Annotated in this window: 13 protein-coding genes and 3 rRNA genes; 12 read left to right on the forward strand and 4 right to left on the reverse strand. The window is 52.0% G+C overall.

Annotated features, from left to right (window positions below; all coding sequences use genetic code 11):
- Entirely contained in the window at window positions 1–1,563 is a 1,563-nt protein-coding gene (gpmI, locus tag ACN06F_RS00150) for a 2,3-bisphosphoglycerate-independent phosphoglycerate mutase (protein ID WP_198348711.1), read from the reverse strand.
- A gap of 251 nt (window positions 1,564–1,814) precedes the next feature.
- On the opposite strand from gpmI, the gene ACN06F_RS00155 reads away from it, so the two are divergent.
- The 7 genes from ACN06F_RS00155 (at window position 1,815) to ruvX (ending at window position 6,681) form a co-directional block, all read left to right on the forward strand.
- Entirely contained in the window at window positions 1,815–2,237 is a 423-nt protein-coding gene (locus tag ACN06F_RS00155) for a rhodanese-like domain-containing protein (RefSeq protein ID WP_089040097.1), read from the forward strand.
- 70 nt (window positions 2,238–2,307) lie between these two features.
- Window positions 2,308–2,817: a protein-export chaperone SecB gene (gene secB, locus ACN06F_RS00160; RefSeq protein ID WP_083000211.1), complete on the forward strand. Its 510-nt coding sequence runs from the start codon at window positions 2,308–2,310 to the stop codon at window positions 2,815–2,817.
- Between the two features lie 2 nt (window positions 2,818–2,819).
- On the forward strand, window positions 2,820–3,575 hold the full coding sequence (locus ACN06F_RS00165; protein ID WP_198348710.1) for a 16S rRNA (uracil(1498)-N(3))-methyltransferase: 756 nt from the start codon (window positions 2,820–2,822) through the stop codon (window positions 3,573–3,575).
- Window positions 3,576–3,844: 269 nt separating this feature from the next.
- A complete protein-coding gene (locus ACN06F_RS00170; protein ID WP_038480019.1) occupies window positions 3,845–4,549 on the forward strand; it encodes a CvfB family protein in 705 nt (234 codons plus the stop codon).
- Window positions 4,550–4,625: 76 nt separating this feature from the next.
- Complete coding sequence (gshB, locus tag ACN06F_RS00175) at window positions 4,626–5,582, forward strand: glutathione synthase (protein ID WP_095603320.1); 957 nt, start codon at window positions 4,626–4,628, stop codon at window positions 5,580–5,582.
- Window positions 5,583–5,655: 73 nt separating this feature from the next.
- Entirely contained in the window at window positions 5,656–6,213 is a 558-nt protein-coding gene (locus tag ACN06F_RS00180) for a YqgE/AlgH family protein (protein ID WP_038480025.1), read from the forward strand.
- 12 nt (window positions 6,214–6,225) lie between these two features.
- On the forward strand, window positions 6,226–6,681 hold the full coding sequence (gene ruvX, locus ACN06F_RS00185) for a Holliday junction resolvase RuvX (protein WP_433924480.1): 456 nt from the start codon (window positions 6,226–6,228) through the stop codon (window positions 6,679–6,681).
- Window positions 6,682–6,709: 28 nt separating this feature from the next.
- Here the strand turns inward: ruvX and pyrB are convergent, their stop codons facing one another.
- Complete coding sequence (gene pyrB / locus ACN06F_RS00190; RefSeq protein ID WP_038480031.1) at window positions 6,710–7,735, reverse strand: aspartate carbamoyltransferase; 1,026 nt, start codon at window positions 7,733–7,735, stop codon at window positions 6,710–6,712.
- A gap of 685 nt (window positions 7,736–8,420) precedes the next feature.
- On the opposite strand from pyrB, the gene ACN06F_RS00195 reads away from it, so the two are divergent.
- The 5 genes from ACN06F_RS00195 to ACN06F_RS00215 all read left to right on the forward strand — a co-directional run bounded on the left by ACN06F_RS00195 (window position 8,421) and on the right by ACN06F_RS00215 (window position 17,089).
- A 16S ribosomal RNA gene (locus ACN06F_RS00195) occupies window positions 8,421–9,955 on the forward strand.
- 319 nt (window positions 9,956–10,274) lie between these two features.
- Window positions 10,275–13,168 (forward strand): 23S ribosomal RNA (locus ACN06F_RS00200).
- A 128-nt stretch (window positions 13,169–13,296) separates the two neighbouring features.
- Window positions 13,297–13,412: ribosomal RNA gene (gene rrf / locus ACN06F_RS00205) — 5S ribosomal RNA — on the forward strand.
- Together the 16S, 23S and 5S rRNA genes form the textbook arrangement of a ribosomal RNA operon.
- A 669-nt stretch (window positions 13,413–14,081) precedes the next feature.
- Window positions 14,082–15,617 carry a class I SAM-dependent methyltransferase gene (locus ACN06F_RS00210; RefSeq protein ID WP_038480034.1) on the forward strand — a complete coding sequence of 512 codons (1,536 nt, stop codon included), beginning with the start codon at window positions 14,082–14,084 and terminating at the stop codon, window positions 15,615–15,617.
- A 128-nt stretch (window positions 15,618–15,745) separates the two neighbouring features.
- A complete protein-coding gene (locus ACN06F_RS00215) occupies window positions 15,746–17,089 on the forward strand; it encodes a deoxyguanosinetriphosphate triphosphohydrolase (RefSeq protein WP_038480037.1) in 1,344 nt (447 codons plus the stop codon).
- Window positions 17,090–17,093: 4 nt separating this feature from the next.
- On the opposite strand, the gene ACN06F_RS00220 is transcribed toward ACN06F_RS00215, so the two are convergent.
- Complete coding sequence (locus ACN06F_RS00220; RefSeq protein WP_433924481.1) at window positions 17,094–18,002, reverse strand: nuclease-related domain-containing protein; 909 nt, start codon at window positions 18,000–18,002, stop codon at window positions 17,094–17,096.
- A gap of 58 nt (window positions 18,003–18,060) precedes the next feature.
- Window positions 18,061–18,435: a translation initiation factor Sui1 gene (locus ACN06F_RS00225; protein WP_253486362.1), complete on the reverse strand. Its 375-nt coding sequence runs from the start codon at window positions 18,433–18,435 to the stop codon at window positions 18,061–18,063.
- Between the last annotated feature and the right edge of the window lie 2 nt (window positions 18,436–18,437).

The raw sequence follows: 18,437 nt of genomic DNA on the forward strand, positions 1-18,437 counted from the left end.
TCAATCAAAATGAATCAGTGGGTTACCTGTCATTGCTTCGGGCTGAGCCTGGTTCATCATGGTTAACAGCGTCGGCGCTAAATCGCACAGTCGTCCATCTTCCAGCCGTCCATTCTGCTCTCCCACGTAAATCAACGGTACCGTAAAGGTAGTGTGGGCTGTTTGCGGCGCGCCTGTTTCTGGATGCACCATCTGTTCGGCATTGCCATGGTCAGCTGTGATCAGGCAAGCACCACCAGCACGCTCAATGGCCTCTACTACCCGGCCAACGCAAGTATCAACGGTTTCAATCGCTTTTACTGCGGCGTTGAAGTCACCGGTATGGCCAACCATGTCGCCATTGGCATAATTGCACACTATTAAGTCAAAGCGACCACTGTCGATAGCGTTCACCAGCTTATCGGTGATCTCAAAGGCGCTCATCTCGGGTTTTTCGTCGTAGGTTTTAACGTCACGGGGGGAGGGCACTAAAATGCGCTCTTCGCCTGCGTACTCGGCTTCATTACCGCCGGAGAAGAAAAAGGTGACGTGGGGATACTTTTCTGTTTCTGCAATACGTAGCTGAGTTAGGCCTCGTTTAGCAACCACTTCACCCAGGGTGTCGGTGAGATCAGATGGGGGAAAGGCCGCTGGTGCTGGAATGTTGGCGGCGTACTGGGTCATCGTGACTAAACCGTCGCCAGCCAGCGTAGGGCGTACACGCCGCTCAAAGCCGTTAAACTCAGCTTCAGTGATTGCACGCGTTAATTCGCGGGCGCGGTCGGAGCGAAAATTAAGGAAAATAGCTGCATCGCCGTCTTGGAGCGTAATGGCGGTGCCATTCAGCGGAATACTGCTAGAAGCGACAAATTCGTCGGTTTCGCCGCGCTGGTAAGCGTCGCGCAGGGCGGTTTCAGCGCTGGAAGTAATAAAGTCAGCGTGACCATCGGTCAGCAAGCGGTAGGCTTGCTCAACCCGCTCCCAGCGGTTATCACGGTCCATTGCATAAAAGCGGCCAATGACTGATGCAACAAAGCCATTGTCGGCACCTACCAGCTCTGCCAAACGTGCATTAGCACGCTCGATCGAGCGGAGCGCACTTTGCGGCGGCATATCGCGTCCGTCTAAAAACGCATGGATAAAAATGCGCTGAGCGCCGCGTCGGGCAGCAAGCTCGGCCATGGCAATAAAGTGGTCTTCGTGGCTGTGCACGCCGCCGGGAGAAAGCAGCCCAAGCAAGTGGACAGCACGGCCATTGGCAACGGCCTCGTCGATGGGCTTGGTCAGCACCTCGTTGGTGTCTAGGTCGCCGTCTTCAATTGCTTTGGTGATGCGGGTGAAGTCCTGGTAGACAATGCGTCCGGCACCAATATTCATATGGCCTACTTCAGAATTACCCATCTGCCCGTCAGGCAGACCCACATGGCGACCATCAGTGTGCACAAAGGCATGCGGGCGGTTGGCCCACAGTTTGTCCATGTTGGGCGTATTAGCTGCGGCCACTGCGTTGTGGGCGCTATCGGGATTGTGGCCGTAGCCATCTAAAATGATTAGCGCCACGGGGCGCGGTGCAGTTGTAGCCATGAAAACCTCGTTATGTTGGTCAGCCAAGCGACATGAGGTGCTGTTTGAAACGTTGGTGAAGGTTGCTCAAACAGTTTTCAGACAACACCTTATAATCAGGGTCGCGACAGGCGCGCGCATGGGGCATCATAACGCAGGCAGCCGTTGGGCGTCATGGCCTGCGCGGTATGCCGTGTGACGTGTATACTTGTTGCGTTTCTGGAGGCGGCTAGGCCGCTTTTTTCTGCATAGACCAAGAGATTGTGTTCACGATGATCGATCAGCTGTTCGAATTCGTAATGAACCACCCCCTACTTGTCGGGGCGTTTTTGCTGGTATTAATAGCATGGGTGGCGTACGAAGCGCGCAGCGCCGCCACGCATGCTGTGACCTCTACCCAGGCGACTCAGCTTATTAACCGTGAAGACGCGGTGGTGCTGGATATCCGTGAAAGCAAAGACTTTAAAGCAGGACATATTGCAGGTGCACGCAATATTCCTCAAAGCAACCTCGACAGCCGCATGAATGAACTGGAGAAAGTGAAAAGCCAGCCGATCATCGTGGTATGTAAGCATGGCCAGAGCTCTGGTGCTGCCCAGGCAAAACTTGCTAAGGCAGGTTTTGAACGTGTCAATAAGTTAAGAGGTGGCATGGTGCAGTGGCAGGCCGATGGTCTTCCGGTGGTAAAAAAGTAATTAAGTAGAAAGTATTTAACCGTGCGCTGTCGCGCAATTTTTTAGCAGATGAACAATTAGGAGTATCCCAATGGCGGAAGATAACAACACCCCGCAGGCAGGCGCCGCAGAAGGCGAAAAGCCTCAGCTGAAGTTCTCTTTACAGCGTATCTATGTGAAAGATATTTCCTTTGAAGCGCCGAACTCACCTTCAGTATTCAAGCAGGCATTTAAGCCTAAGGTGAATCTGGATCTGAACACCACTAGCCAGAAAATAGCCGACGACCAGTACGAAGTGGTTGTAAAGGTGACTGCCCAGGTTAACGATAGCGAAACCGGCACTACGTCGTTCCTTGCAGAAGTAGAGCAAGCCGGCCTGTTCCGTATTGCTGGAATTGAAGGGGCTCAGCTGGAACAAACTCTGGGTGCGTTCTGCCCCAACTTGCTGTTCCCTTATGCCCGTGAGTGCGTTGACAACCTAGTCAACCGTGGTGGTTTCCCGCCGCTAATGCTGGCGCCGGTGAATTTTGAAGCCATGTATGCTCAGCGCAAGCAGCGTGAAGCGCAGCAGGCTCAGCAAGCAGCCGAGAATACTCACTAAGTATGCATGCTGCTGACTGGGTTGCCTTACACGGCAAAATGCCCCGCCTTTATGTGCCCGCTGAGTTTGCAGTGGGCGCAACCATCACTCTGCCTGACGGCCCAGCGCGGCATGTGACGCGGGTGCTACGGTTGGGCGAAAGTGCACCGCTGATGCTGTTTGATGGCAACGGCCAAGAGGCTGGCGTGCGCTTAGCCGATGTTGGTCGCAAGCAAACGACAGTGATCATCGAGGCTGTCTGGCCGGGTAGTGGCGAATCGCCGTTAGCGGTGCACCTTGGCCAAGCGATCTCGAAAGGCGACCGGATGGATTATGCCATTCAAAAAGCCGTTGAGCTGGGCGTTGCAGCGATTACCCCGCTCTACACAGAGCGGGGTGATGTGCGTCTCAAGGGCGATCGTGAAGAGAAAAAACTGGCTCACTGGCAGGCGGTTGCGGCTAGCGCTTGTGAACAGAGTGGGCGAGCGGTTGTCCCCCCCGTCTATCCACCAAAAGCGCTGGATGATTGGCTGGCCGAGCGGCAAGAGCCGTTACGCTTGATGCTTCACCTAGCGACGGGCAATGTATTTTCGCAACAGCCATGCCCCGCTTCAGTAGCGCTCTTAATCGGCCCAGAGGGTGGCTTAAGTGCTGCGGATATTAATGCGGCCACTGTCGGTGGTTTTACACCGCTGACGCTCGGCCCAAGAGTATTGCGTACTGAAACGGCACCTGTTGTTGCGTTAACGTTGCTACAGCACCACTTCGGTGATGTGTAAGTACTCACTTTTTAGTGCTCACTTCTCTGTACCCACTTGTAAGAGCTCATTTTTAAATATTTATTCTTAAGAGCCTATTCTTAAGGAATATTTTAGGGGCTTATTTTTTAACGGTGCGCGTAAGTAAGTGCTTACTAGCTGGGCTGATGCCCTGTTGAGTGGTGTCAGTCGCTGCTTATGCGCTGTCGAATTTACGTATACCGGCTGCACTTTGCCTTGCGTGCGCAAGGCACCATAATGAAGGTCTACTTTCTGTAAGGACGGTACCCATGGTCCGTGAGTCTCACTCTTCTCCCCGTTCCGCAAGCGACGCCGCTGCTCAGCTGGGTGACGTAGCCTATTTGACCGTGACGGCGGTCAATAGCACAGGGGCGTTTCTGCAATGGGGGCAGCCCAAAGATGTACTGCTGCCTTATAGCGAGCAGCGCTTTCGTCCCGATCCCGGTAAGCGGGTACTGGTAATGCTGTATAGCGATGACCAAGGGCGACCTGTGGCTACCATGCGCCTGGATCGTTTTTTGACAGACGATGCTTGGGCGCTGGAAAAAGGTGATGAAGTGGCTGTGGTAGTGGCCGATCGCACCGACCTTGGAATGAAGGTAGTGGTTAATCACCGCTATTGGGGGTTGATCTATCAAGATGATATTACCCAGCCGCTGCGCCGCGGGCAGTCGCTGAAAGGCTATGTAAAGCAGCGCCGCGAAGATGGTCGTGTCGACATTTGCCTGCTCCCCCCGGGTGTGGCTCGCTTAGATGTAGTGGGTGATAAAGTATTGCAGGCGCTACGTGAAAGTGGTGGTTATCTAGCGTTGGGTGATAAAAGCTCCGCGCATGATATTAAGACGCGATTAGGTGTTAGCAAGAGTGCTTATAAGCAGGCCATCGGGCGACTTTATAAGCAGCAGTTAATTACCCTAGAGCCTGGTGCTATCCGGCTTGTACCGGGCGCGTTAACGGACGGGCAAGACGAGTAGTCCCTAGCGACGGTTGGAGCTGTGCAGGCAGTGCGGCATACTGCTTACCTTTTGTTCATGTATGGATGTTACCCCGATGAGCCAATCAACGTTGCATCTCGGTGTGGTGATGGATCCCATCAGCGACATCGCTTACAAGAAAGATACCACCATGGCCATGCTGTGGGCGGCGCAAGAGCGCGGCTACACACTGCATTATATGGAGCAAGAAGATCTTTTCTTGAACGCAGGACAGGCTTATGCACGTATGCGCCCATTAACGGTGCATCGCGATCCTAACCATTGGTACGACCTCGGTGAAGCGGCTCAGCGCCCACTGGTGGAGTTGGATATTGTGCTAATGCGCAAAGACCCGCCTGTCGATGCCGACTTTACCAATGCGGTCCATCTGCTGGGGTTTGCCGAGCGGGAAGGCGTTCTGGTAGTTAATCCAACCGCTGCATTGTTGCAGTGTAATGAAAAATTATTTGCCCAGCAGTTTCCCCAGTGCTGTGCGCCCACTATTGTCGCCAGTCGTGATGACGTCCTGCGTGCTTTCCACGCGGAACATGGTGATGTGATTTTCAAACCCCTTGATGGCATGGGCGGTACTGGGATTTTTCATATTGGCCCTGATGGCCGCAACATTGGTGCGGTCATTGAGCAATTAACCCTGCACGGCCAGCGGCAAATTATGGCGCAACGCTACCTAGCCGAAATCAAAGATGGCGACACGCGTATCTTATTGGTTGACGGTGAACCCGTGCCCTACGGGCTGGCGCGTATTCCCTCGGCGGGTGAAACTCGGGGTAACCTCGCCGCTGGCGGGCGCGGTGTCAGCCGTGAATTGACTGAGCGTGACCACTGGTTGATTCAGCAGGTGCAACCCATGATTCGTGAAAAAGGGCTGATGTTTGTTGGTTTAGATGTGATTGGTGACTACATCACTGAAATTAACGTCACCAGTCCTACCTGTGTACGTGAAATTGATGATCAGCGCGGCACGGACATTGCCGGAATGCTGCTGGATGCTATTGAACGTCGCCTTAACTAACCGATGCCGTTGAACGTTCTATTCGCCTAATAACGCGAGGCTCGTTGAGTATTCAGCGAGCCGTAGGAGACGCATGCAAAGCTTTAAGCATCATTTTTTGATGGCTATGCCTCACTTGGATGACCCTAATTTTGCCGGTAGCCTGATCTACCTTTGCGACCATGATCACAATGGTTGCATGGGGGTCATCGCCAATCGTCCACTTGAAATTACCCTCGATGCCCTCTTTGAGCAGCTGTCGCTGGGAGGCGATGATAGCCCGCACCGTAATGCACCGGTCTATTATGGCGGCCCTATGCATAAGGATCGTGGCTTTATTCTGCATATCGGTGATAGCCAAGAGTGGGACTCCAGTGTTCAGGTAGAAGACGGTATCGCGCTTACCACCTCGATGGATATTCTTCAGGCGCTTGCCGACGATACCGGCCCCGAAGATTTTCTGGTGTGCCTAGGCTGCGCTGGTTGGGACGTTGGGCAATTAGAAGACGAGCTAAAAGAGAATGCGTGGCTGACGGTCGAAGGCCAAGGCAGCGTACTGTTTAACACCCCTCCCGCCGAGCGTCTAACCGCTGCCGCTGGCATACTGGGCGTTGATCTAAACCTGATGACCCGCGACGCGGGCCATGCATGATGGTTAAGTTTTATGGCTGATCGTGGGCAACGGCTAATACTCGCATTTGATTTTGGTACTCGGCGTATTGGCGTCGCGGTAGGCAATGAGTTGCTTAATAGCGCACGCGAGCTAACGCCGCTAATCGCCCGAGACGGCATTCCTGACTGGAACGTTGTTACACGGTTAGTAGAGGAGTGGCAGCCTGACTTGTTTGTAGTTGGCCTGCCGCTGAATATGGATGGTACTGAGTCTGCGATGAGCGCACGGTCACGCAAGTTCGGTAATCGCCTGCACGGGCGCTATGGCAAGCCCTGTGAAATGGTTGACGAGCGTGGCTCTACTCGCGAAGCGAAGCAGATCGCTCATGCGGCAGGTCATCGTGGTAACTATCGAGAAGAAAGTGTCGATGGCATCGCTGCTGTGCTTATTCTAGAAGGTTGGTTTGCCCACCAAGAAGGACTTCCTGGTGGGCGGATCGCTCATTAAACCTGATGTAATGACTTAACGGTCTGACTTAACGGTCTAGAGTGCCGGTTTGAGATGGCACAAACCAGCGCACGGGTCTCAGGTCTTTCTCAATCAGCTCATCTACCTTTAATAGCGTGGCAAAAATGGCCATCCGCATGGGTATCCCGTTGTCAGTTTGGCGGAAAATCGCCAAACGCGGATCACCGTTAAGGTTTACGTTTAGGTCATTGGCGCCAGGGCGGCTATCTCGGGGTAGTGGGTGCATGACAATCGTACTTTGGCTGCAGCGCTGATCCAGAAAGTCGCGATTAACCATAAAGTCGTCGGAAAGCCCCTGAAAGCTCTCGTTCATTTCATCGGTAAAACGCTCTTTCTGTATGCGTGTGGTGTAAACCACGTCCAGATCTGAGAAGTCGCTGGCCAGTGAGTCACGTTGCTCGACGCGGTGCCCGCGAGACGTCACAAGGTCAATCAGCGCGGTCGGCATTTCCAGGCCCGGTGGAGATACCAAGGTAATGCGTAGCGGATCATAGAGAGACAGTAGCTTGATCAGCGAATGCACGGTGCGGCCATATTTCAAATCACCGGTCAGCAGAATATGTGCGCCGCTGAGTGATTTACCTAATCGCTGAAACTCTTTATCAATCGTATAAAGATCAAGCAGTGCTTGGCTTGGGTGTTCACCAGGGCCATCCCCACCGTTAATTACCGGCACATTGGTGGCAGCGGCGAACTCTGCTACCGATCCTTGATCTGGATGGCGCATAACAATCGCATCGCAATAGCCACTCATCACTCGACTAGTATCGTAAAGCGATTCACCCTTGGCCATAGAAGAGAAAGTAAAGCCGGTGGTGTCACACACACTTCCCCCCAGACGGCAAAACGCAGCATTAAAGCTCACGCGTGTGCGTGTACTCGCTTCAAAGAACAAATTACCAAGCACAGCACCTTCCAGCACCCGAGTAACTTGGCGGCGACTGGCGATGGGTTCCATACGCGCCGCAACGCGTAGCAGGTGGTCAACGCTTTCGCGCTGTAATGAATCGACAGTTAATAGGTGCTGGCTCATCACGGACCTCAAAATGAAATGGGCGTTGGTTGCTATAAAGCTTGAGTAAGTGTAACCGTCAATGGAGTGCCGTCGAAGCGCTTTCAAACACAAAACGGTTTGCCTTAAAACTTTTTTGCATTTATCTATAAATAGCCCTTGCCAAGACGGCAGCGAATCCGTAAAGTACGCATCCGCTGCCGGGGACGCACAGCGTTACCAGCGGTGAATGAAGGTGAAAACCTTCGGTTTGTCAGAGAGTTAGAAGAACTCAGCAGCAATATACTGCGATGTCTTCCAACGCTTTTTGAAACGAGCCACGCCAGAAAGCATCGTTATTTCGCTTTCTTCGCTCACTCGCTTCACTCACTCAAAACAGTGATTGACAAACACCAGGAAATGCGTAGAATACGCCTTCCTCGCTGAGGCAAGCCAGTTCATCGGTTAGTCAGTTACTTCTTAGGAAGTTCAGCAGCGAAAACAGCTCTTTAACAATTTGATCAGGTAATTCATGTGGGCGCTTGCCGATGAGGGTGATAAATCACCAAATATCAAGGCAAGCGGTCATGAGAACGATAGTTTTTAAACGTAAGTTTTTAAACAATAGTTGGAATGAATTCGTTTGAACCTTGAGCCAAGTTTGATGCGCTTTTGTTGTTCGTAAACATTACGTTTTCGAGTGACGAGTAAGCATCACAATGATTTTAAACTGAAGAGTTTGATCATGGCTCAGATTGAACGCTGGCGGCAGGCCTAACACATGCAAGTCGAGCGGTAACAGGGGTAGCTTGCTACCCGCTGACGAGCGGCGGACGGGTGAGTAATGCATAGGAATCTGCCCGATAGTGGGGGATAACCTGGGGAAACCCAGGCTAATACCGCATACGTCCTACGGGAGAAAGGGGGCTCCGGCTCCCGCTATTGGATGAGCCTATGTCGGATTAGCTAGTTGGTGAGGTAATGGCTCACCAAGGCAACGATCCGTAGCTGGTCTGAGAGGATGATCAGCCACATCGGGACTGAGACACGGCCCGAACTCCTACGGGAGGCAGCAGTGGGGAATATTGGACAATGGGCGAAAGCCTGATCCAGCCATGCCGCGTGTGTGAAGAAGGCCTTCGGGTTGTAAAGCACTTTCAGCGAGGAAGAACGCCTAGTGGTTAATACCCATTAGGAAAGACATCACTCGCAGAAGAAGCACCGGCTAACTCCGTGCCAGCAGCCGCGGTAATACGGAGGGTGCAAGCGTTAATCGGAATTACTGGGCGTAAAGCGCGCGTAGGTGGCTTGATAAGCCGGTTGTGAAAGCCCCGGGCTCAACCTGGGAACGGCATCCGGAACTGTCAAGCTAGAGTGCAGGAGAGGAAGGTAGAATTCCCGGTGTAGCGGTGAAATGCGTAGAGATCGGGAGGAATACCAGTGGCGAAGGCGGCCTTCTGGACTGACACTGACACTGAGGTGCGAAAGCGTGGGTAGCAAACAGGATTAGATACCCTGGTAGTCCACGCCGTAAACGATGTCGACCAGCCGTTGGGTGCCTAGCGCACTTTGTGGCGAAGTTAACGCGATAAGTCGACCGCCTGGGGAGTACGGCCGCAAGGTTAAAACTCAAATGAATTGACGGGGGCCCGCACAAGCGGTGGAGCATGTGGTTTAATTCGATGCAACGCGAAGAACCTTACCTACTCTTGACATCCTGCGAACTTGTGAGAGATCACTTGGTGCCTTCGGGAACGCAGAGACAGGTGCTGCATGGCTGTCGTCAGCTCGTGTTGTGAAATGTTGGGTTAAGTCCCGTAACGAGCGCAACCCTTGTCCTTATTTGCCAGCGGGTAATGCCGGGAACTCTAAGGAGACTGCCGGTGACAAACCGGAGGAAGGTGGGGACGACGTCAAGTCATCATGGCCCTTACGAGTAGGGCTACACACGTGCTACAATGGCCGGTACAAAGGGTTGCGAGCTCGCGAGAGTCAGCTAATCCCGAAAAGCCGGTCTCAGTCCGGATCGGAGTCTGCAACTCGACTCCGTGAAGTCGGAATCGCTAGTAATCGTGAATCAGAATGTCACGGTGAATACGTTCCCGGGCCTTGTACACACCGCCCGTCACACCATGGGAGTGGACTGCACCAGAAGTGGTTAGCTTAACCTTCGGGAAAGCGATCACCACGGTGTGGTTCATGACTGGGGTGAAGTCGTAACAAGGTAGCCGTAGGGGAACCTGCGGCTGGATCACCTCCTTAAACGATGCATCATCCTCGCGGTAAGCGCTCACAATGAATTACCTGATCAGAATGCTGTTGATACGCAGTGATAAGCGTTTTCTTCATATTGAAAGAAGAGAAAAGAGCTTTTTTAAGCTCTTCTTTAAAGACCTTTCTTTTTCTTTTAACGTGAAAAAAGCACTCGCTTATCACTGCGCATAGCAGTCGCTCTTTAACAATGTATATCATGCTGACATAAACGTTTTTAAAACGTTTATACGTAATTGTTTTGTGATACGTCTCAAGCGTATCCGGCAATCGTTATCATTGCGAGACACCAGACTCCTTCGGGTTATAGGGTCAAGCAATGAAGCGCACACGGTGGATGCCTAGGCAGCCAGAGGCGATGAAAGACGTGGAAGCCTGCGATAAGGCTCGGCGAGGTGGCAAACAACCTGTGACCCGGGCATCTCTGAATGGGGAAACCCACTCATCATAAGATGAGTATCTTGCGCTGAATATATAGGCGTAAGAGGCGAACCAGGGGAACTGAAACATCTAAGTACCCTGAGGAAAAGAAATCAACCGAGATTCCCCTAGTAGCGGCGAGCGAACGGGGACCAGCCCTTAAGCATGTGACTGATTAGGCGAATGCGCTGGGAAGCGCGGCCATAGTGGGTGATAGCCCCGTAGTCGAAAATCTGATCATGTGAAATCGAGTAGGTCGGGGCACGAGAAACCTTGACTGAAGACGGGGGGACCATCCTCCAAGGCTAAATACTCCTGGCTGACCGATAGTGAACCAGTACCGTGAGGGAAAGGCGAAAAGAACCCCGGAGAGGGGAGTGAAATAGATCCTGAAACCGTGTGCGTACAAGCAGTAGGAGCAGACTTGTTCTGTGACTGCGTACCTTTTGTATAATGGGTCAGCGACTTATATTCAGTGGCGAGGTTAACCGTTTAGGGGAGCCGTAGGGAAACCGAGTCTTAACTGGGCGACACAGTCGCTGGATATAGACCCGAAACCGAGCGATCTATCCATGAGCAGGGTGAAGGTTGAGTAACATCAACTGGAGGCCCGAACCAGGATCTGTTGAAAAAGATTTGGATGACTTGTGGATCGGAGTGAAAGGCTAATCAAGCTCGGAGATAGCTGGTTCTCCTCGAAAGCTATTTAGGTAGCGCCTCACGTATCACCGCCGGGGGTAGAGCACTGTTTCGGCTAGGGGGTCATCCCGACTTACCAACCCGAGGCAAACTCCGAATACCGGTGAGTGCAAGCGTGGGAGACACACGGCGGGTGCTAACGTCCGTCGTGAAAAGGGAAACAACCCAGACCGTCAGCTAAGGTCCCGAAATCCTGGTTAAGTGGGAAACGATGTGGGAAGGCTCAGACAGCTAGGAGGTTGGCTTAGAAGCAGCCATCCTTTAAAGAAAGCGTAATAGCTCACTAGTCGAGTCGGCCTGCGCGGAAGATGTAACGGGGCTAAACCAGGTACCGAAGCTACGGGTTCATCCTTTAGGATGAGCGGTAGAGGAGCGTCGTGTAAGCCGATGAAGGTGAATTGAGAAGTTCGCTGGAGGTATCACGAGTGCGAATGCTGACATGAGTAACGATAAAGGGAGTGAAAAACTCCCTCGCCGGAAGACCAAGGGTTTCTGTTCGACGCTAATCGGAGCAGAGTGAGTCGGCCCCTAAGGCGAGGCCGAAAGGCGTAGTCGATGGGAAACAGGTCAATATTCCTGTACCGGACATGATTGCGATGGGGGGACGGAGAAGGCTAGGTGAGCCAGGCGTTGGTTGTCCTGGTGAAAGTGAGTAGGCTGGTATCTTAGGTAAATCCGGGATGCCTTAAGGCCGAGACACGAAACGAACTGACTACGGTCAGGAAGTCATTGATGCCACGCTTCCAGGAAAAGCCTCTAAGCTTCAGATCATGTGCGACCGTACCCCAAACCGACACAGGTGGTCAGGGTGAGAATCCCAAGGCGCTTGAGAGAACTCGGGTGAAGGAACTAGGCAAAATGGTGCCGTAACTTCGGGAGAAGGCACGCCGGCGTAGGGTGACGAGACTTGCTCTCTAAGCCCGAACCGGTCGAAGATACCAGGTGGCTGCAACTGTTTAGTAAAAACACAGCACTCTGCTAACGCGCAAGCGGACGTATAGGGTGTGACGCCTGCCCGGTGCCGGAAGGTTAAATGATGGTGTTAGGATTCGTCCGAAGCTCTTGATTGAAGCCCCGGTAAACGGCGGCCGTAACTATAACGGTCCTAAGGTAGCGAAATTCCTTGTCGGGTAAGTTCCGACCTGCACGAATGGCGTAATGATGGCCACGCTGTCTCCACCCGAGACTCAGTGAAATTGAAATCGCCGTGAAGATGCGGTGTACCCGCGGCTAGACGGAAAGACCCCGTGAACCTTTACTATAGCTTCACACTGGACGCTGATGTTGCCTGTGTAGGATAGCTGGGAGGCTTTGAATCTCGGACGCCAGTTCGAGGGGAGCCAACCTTGAAATACCAGCCTGGCATCATTGGCGTTCTCACTCAGGTCCGTTATCCGGATCGAGGACAGTGTGTGGTGGGTAGTTTGACTGGGGCGGTCTCCTCCCAAAGAGTAACGGAGGAGCACGAAGGTACCCTCAGCACGGTCGGACATCGTGCAGTGAGTGCAAGAGCATAAGGGTGCTTGACTGCGAGACAGACACGTCGAGCAGGTGCGAAAGCAGGTTCTAGTGATCCGGTGGTTCTGTATGGAAGGGCCATCGCTCAACGGATAAAAGGTACTCCGGGGATAACAGGCTGATACCGCCCAAGAGTTCACATCGACGGCGGTGTTTGGCACCTCGATGTCGGCTCATCACATCCTGGGGCTGAAGTCGGTCCCAAGGGTATGGCTGTTCGCCATTTAAAGTGGTACGCGAGCTGGGTTTAGAACGTCGTGAGACAGTTCGGTCCCTATCTGCCGTGGGCGTTGGATGTTTGAGAAGGGCTGCTCCTAGTACGAGAGGACCGGAGTGGACGCACCTCTGGTGTTCCGGTTGTCACGCCAGTGGCATTGCCGGGTAGCTATGTGCGGACGGGATAACCGCTGAAAGCATCTAAGCGGGAAGCCCCCTTCAAGATGAGACATCCCTGAGGCCTAGAGCCTCCTGAAGGGCCCAGCGAGACCAGCTGGTTGATAGGCACGGTGTGGAAGCGCTGCAAGGCGTTGAGCTAACGTGTACTAATGGCCCGTGAGGCTTGACCCTATAACACCCAAGGGGTCTGGTCGCAGTGATAATGAAAACCGGATACGCGCTTCCTGTCAGTGACAGGAGATGAGAGACGCCACAAAACATCGATGACACGTTCAGCATGATATACATGACCAGTTACGCCTGACGACCATAGCACGCGTGAACCACCTGATCCCATGCCGAACTCAGAAGTGAAACCGCTTAGCGCCGATGGTAGTGTGGGGTCTCCCCATGCGAGAGTAGGTCATCGTCAGGCACTTATTGAGAAACCCCGGCCATTTGGTCGGGGTTTTGCTTTTTAGGGGTCTCCCCTGGAGAGTAGCGGAACGCCGCCCGGATCATCGTCAGGTACTTATTTAACAAAGAACCCAGCCAACCGGCTGGGTTTTTTGTTTGCGCGCAAGAAAAGCACTCCCTGGCCCCCTATCACAAAGCGGCTACCTCCCGAAGCGTGCACCGCACGTCATTCCCGAGTGGGGTTATCGGGAATCCACCTTGGACTGCAGCGGCCCTAAACTTCAGCCAACATGGATTCCCGCCAAGGGCTTGCGGGAATGACGAGGCGGTGCGGAGGGCTGAGTGGCGTCATCGTCAGGTACTTATTAAACAAAGAATCCAGCCCATTGGCTGGATTTTGTGTGTGTGAAAGAAAGCTACTTAGCAGGCAGCAAAAAAACGTTTGCGAACTTATTCAATTATATAGCTAGTGATTGCGTAACAATCCTTCAAACTTCCCGCTACCTCTTCAGTAGACCCAATGGAGCAAATACTTCACTATCAAGACTCTAACAACAGCGTTTGTCTCCAGAGTATAGGTTAGGGGTAGAAGAGCGATATTCGTATTTTTTATCTGTTACTCAAGCTCTGGTGGTAGGTGACTTCGCTTAAAAACTGAATAATATGCCATCGCTTAGGAGCAGGTGTTATGTCGGATTGGACGTCTGGATACGTAGCGGATATTAGTTATACTTATGGATATTACGCTGAACTCAATCCTTTGCGAATTGCGCTAGGATTTATCAACGCCGGTATTCGGCCGCCAAACGTTACCAATGCCTGTGAACTGGGATTTGGCCAGGGCATTAGCACTAACATTCATGCGGCTGCCTCACAAATAAATTGGTACGGAACTGATTTTAACCCCCATCAAGCGGCATTCGCTCAGGAGTTATCATCTATAAGTGGTGCTAACGCAAAGCTATATGACGATGCGTTTGATGAATTTTGCCAGCGTGACGACTTGCCTGAGTTCGACTATATCGGCCTTCACGGCATATGGAGTTGGATTTCGGATGAAAACCGCGCAGTGATCGTTGATTTTATCCGGAGAAAATTGAAAGTGGGAGGTGTGTTATATATCAGCTATAACACTCAGCCTGGTTGGGCAGCGATGGTACCAATGCGTGACTTGCTAGCAGAGTATGCTGATACCATGAGCGCGCAAGGAGCAGGCACCATTTCACGTATCGATGATGCCATTGCGTTTGCTGAGAAGCTGGTGGCTGTGAATCCAGAATACTGTAATGCTAACCCCCAGATTAAGAATCGCTTAGCGAAAATTAAACAAGATAATAAAAATTACGTAGCTCATGAATACTTTAACCGCGATTGGGAGCCGATGGCATTTGCTAAAATGGCACGCTGGCTAGAGCCTGCAAAGATGGATTGGGCTTGCAGTGCGCGATATGCAGATGCCATTGAAAGTATTCAGTTAACCAATGAGCAACAGGCATTAATTAATAACATTCCTAACCCGCTATTTCGCCAGTCGGTGCGTGATTTTTGTGAGAACCGTCAGTTTCGTACCGATTACTGGGTAAAAGGGGCGCGTCGTTTAAGTGGGCTTGATAAAGATGAAATGCTAGATGGTCTTCGCGTGATTATGGGAGTGCCACGTAAAGATGTGCAGCTAAAAATCGCAGGGCGACTGGGTAGCTTTGACTTGCCTAGCAATATTTATACGCCGCTGCTAGATGCGCTTTCATCCTATCAACCGGTATTTGTATCCGAACTTTGGCAGGTTGCAAAAGAGCATGGAGTGGGGCGTCCTGCATTGAACAGTGCAATTGCCATACTGGCATCAAAGGGTATTATTTTGCCTGCCCAGTCCGACGATGATATTTCTAAAGTAGCGCCCAAGACTGGTCGACTAAATCGTTTTTTAATGAGCCAGTCAAGAAGCACGACTGAGTTGAGTTATCTCGCAAGCCCGGTGACAGGTGGTGGCTTTGCCGTCTCGCTCTTCCATCAGTTTTTCCTGCTTGCCACGTTAGAGGGCGGTGATGACGCTAAAACGTTAGCTACTTTTGCATGGCGTATTTTGGCGTCTCAAAACAAATGCCTGCTTAAAGAGGGCAAGCCAATTTCGGATGAGAATGAGAATTTGGCTGAGCTTGAGCGTCAGGCTGGTGATTTTCTAGACGAGCGGTTGCCCCTCTACCGAGCGTTAAAAATTATCTGATCAGTGGGGCGTGTCACTGCCATATAACATGTGTGTAGCGACGGTTGCTGCTGCACGCATGTCTTGAGGTTGAAGGCGGTTATCTTGCTTGGATTTATGTCAAAATGTTGCTCTCACGGAGGAACGCTATGACACAGATGCAATGGGACCAGTTATTATCCCCTCAACGCCTTCACGATAAACGCCCTGGTGGTGTGCGTGAAGCAACCCATGAAATCGGGCGAAGTCCTTTTCATAAAGATCATGATCGTATCGTTTTCTCGGGCTCCTTCCGGCGTTTGGGTCGGAAAACGCAGGTTCATCCACTGACTGAAAATGATCATATCCATACACGCTTGACCCATTCACTGGAAGTCGGCTGCGTTGGTCGCTCGCTAGGTATGATTGTGGGCGAGTTACTAAAAGATCGCCTGCCTAGTTGGATCACACCCGCTGACTTAGGGGTGATCGTCCAGACAGCGTGCTTAGGGCATGATATTGGCAACCCCCCTTTTGGTCATGCCGGTGAATATGCAATTCGTGATTGGTTTCGGCGTGCTCAAGATAGTGGCTTGCTAGATGGCTTGTCTGATGCAGAGCGTGATGACTTACTGACCTACGAAGGCAACGCCCAGGGCTTCCGTGTTATTACCCAAATTGAGTACAACCAGTTTAATGGTGGTATGCGGTTATCTGCCGCTACGTTAGGTACTCTGCTTAAATACCCCTGGACGGTACGCTACAGCGGGCGTGCTGGTAAATTCGGTTGTTACCAGTCTGAACAGGCGCTGTTAAAAGAAGTGGCTGATGCTGTCGGTCTTCTTCCCAAAGGAGATCAGCGTTGGTGTCGTCATCCGCTTGCCTGGCTTGTCGAAGCGGCTGATGATATCTGCTATGCCCTGCTTGATTTAGAAGATGGTTTAGAGATGGGGATTCTTCGCTATGAGGAAGTAGTCGAGATACTGCGCCAGATCGCGGGTGAATTCCCTCCAGAATACGCTGAGATGGAGAGGCGGAAAGTATCTCAGCGGCGTCGAATTGCCTTACTGCGCGGTGCCGCTATGGAACGCGCGGTGAATGATGTGGGGGCGGTTTTTGTGCAGCATGAGCAAGCGTTGCTCAGCGGAACGTTAGGCCAGGATTTATTAGAGCTGTGTCATCCTGATCTGGGGTGGGGCGTTCAAGCGGCAAAGCAGTTAGCTCGTGAGCGTATTTTTCAAAATGAGCGCAAAGCCAAACTTGAAATTGGTGCCTATACAACGCTGGGGATTTTATTAGAAGCATTTATTGGTGCTGCTAATGAACTACATCACACTGGGCATAGCTCATTCAAGCACCAGCGGGTGCTGGCGTTGATTGGTGAAAATACGCCATTGCCGTCCTGGACGCTCTACGATAGCTATCGGCGCATGCTGGATTTTATTGGTGGAATGACCGATCACTATGCTGTCGATCTTGCGCAAGAAATGGGAGGGCGCTTGCGAGGTAATTAACCTTCTATACGGAGGGTTGACGCAGGTGTTTGAGCTCCATAAGGCGTGCACGCTCAATGAGTATATGAATCACTTTATCGTGAATGGCATCGCTCATCTGGCCGGGGGTGAGCTCGGTTAGTTGACGTGATAGCTGCTCACCGCTAACGACTAATATATCGGGGGCAGCTTCGCTAGTATCAACGTCCCAACCCGGCAAAACCAATACACCTTGTACCGGCACAGGAACACCACAACGACGCTCAAGCCATTGAGCCAGCCAACTAACGCCCTGACGTGTTTTATGCAGAGGGCGGCGTTCTTGCCAGTGAGGAAAACGTAGCCGCTCACGCTCAACAGCTACGCTATTAAGCTCTTTACCATCGCTACCAATCGCTAATGCTCGTGCACGTGTTTCTACCACGAAGACGCCATGTGGTGTGACAACGACATGGTCAATAGTAAAGCTATCGGTGGGTACGTCGTGAAACACATAATAGGGGTGGGCTTCTGGCCTCACCATGCGTTCCAGCTCTTGGCCTACGGCTAATTCGCAAGCTAAACCGAGTTTAAGACGGTGAATACGCTGATAATCGCGAACAAGTAACAGTGAAAAAGCCAGCACTAACAGGGTGCTAAGTAAGCCATATAATGCCCACTCCACCCAGTCTTGCTTTTCCACAAACAGCATACGGCCCATGCCATACACAAGCGGGGCAAGACTAATAATGGGACCGAGCGCACCGTTTAAAAACAAGCTAGAAAAAGCTTGGTCAAGGCGATGCCGCAGAGCTTGACCGGGTTCACGCAAGGGAGCATTAAAGGGAGACTGAACGCGTGCATCGTGAAGGCTACGCAGCGCCAAGACAATGCCGCCCATGGCCGCCATGGGAAACAGGAAAATGAGTGGTAGCAGGTATTCTAACCAATTCATTGCAGTGCCTTGCCCTTTAGTGCTTTGCCTCAAGACAGAGCGCTATCACAGAGGTGTGTCAGCCACCTGCTAATTTAACTTGGTAGCCTAATGATGTTAATGCTTGCTGTAGCGTTTCCCGATGATCGCCTTGAATTTCGATAATGCCATCCTTTACAGCACCACCGGTGCCACAGCGTTTCTTCAATGTCTTAGCAAGCGTTTTCAACTCCGCATTGGAAAGCGGTATACCGCTAATGGTGGTGACCCCTTTTCCCTTGCGACCACTGGTTTCGCGTCGGATTCGCACAATTCCGTCTAAATCAGCAATGCGCGCTTGCTCGCTGGTATCTGCGCAGCGGCAGTGGTCGATAGGCTCGCGGCAGCTTGGGCAAGTTTTGCCTTGCTCTGTTGAATACACAAGGCCACCAAGCTGATCACGTAATGAAACCATAC

Source organism: Vreelandella sp. 21, assembly GCF_050995515.1.
Taxonomy (GTDB): Bacteria; Pseudomonadota; Gammaproteobacteria; order Pseudomonadales; family Halomonadaceae; genus Vreelandella; species Vreelandella alkaliphila.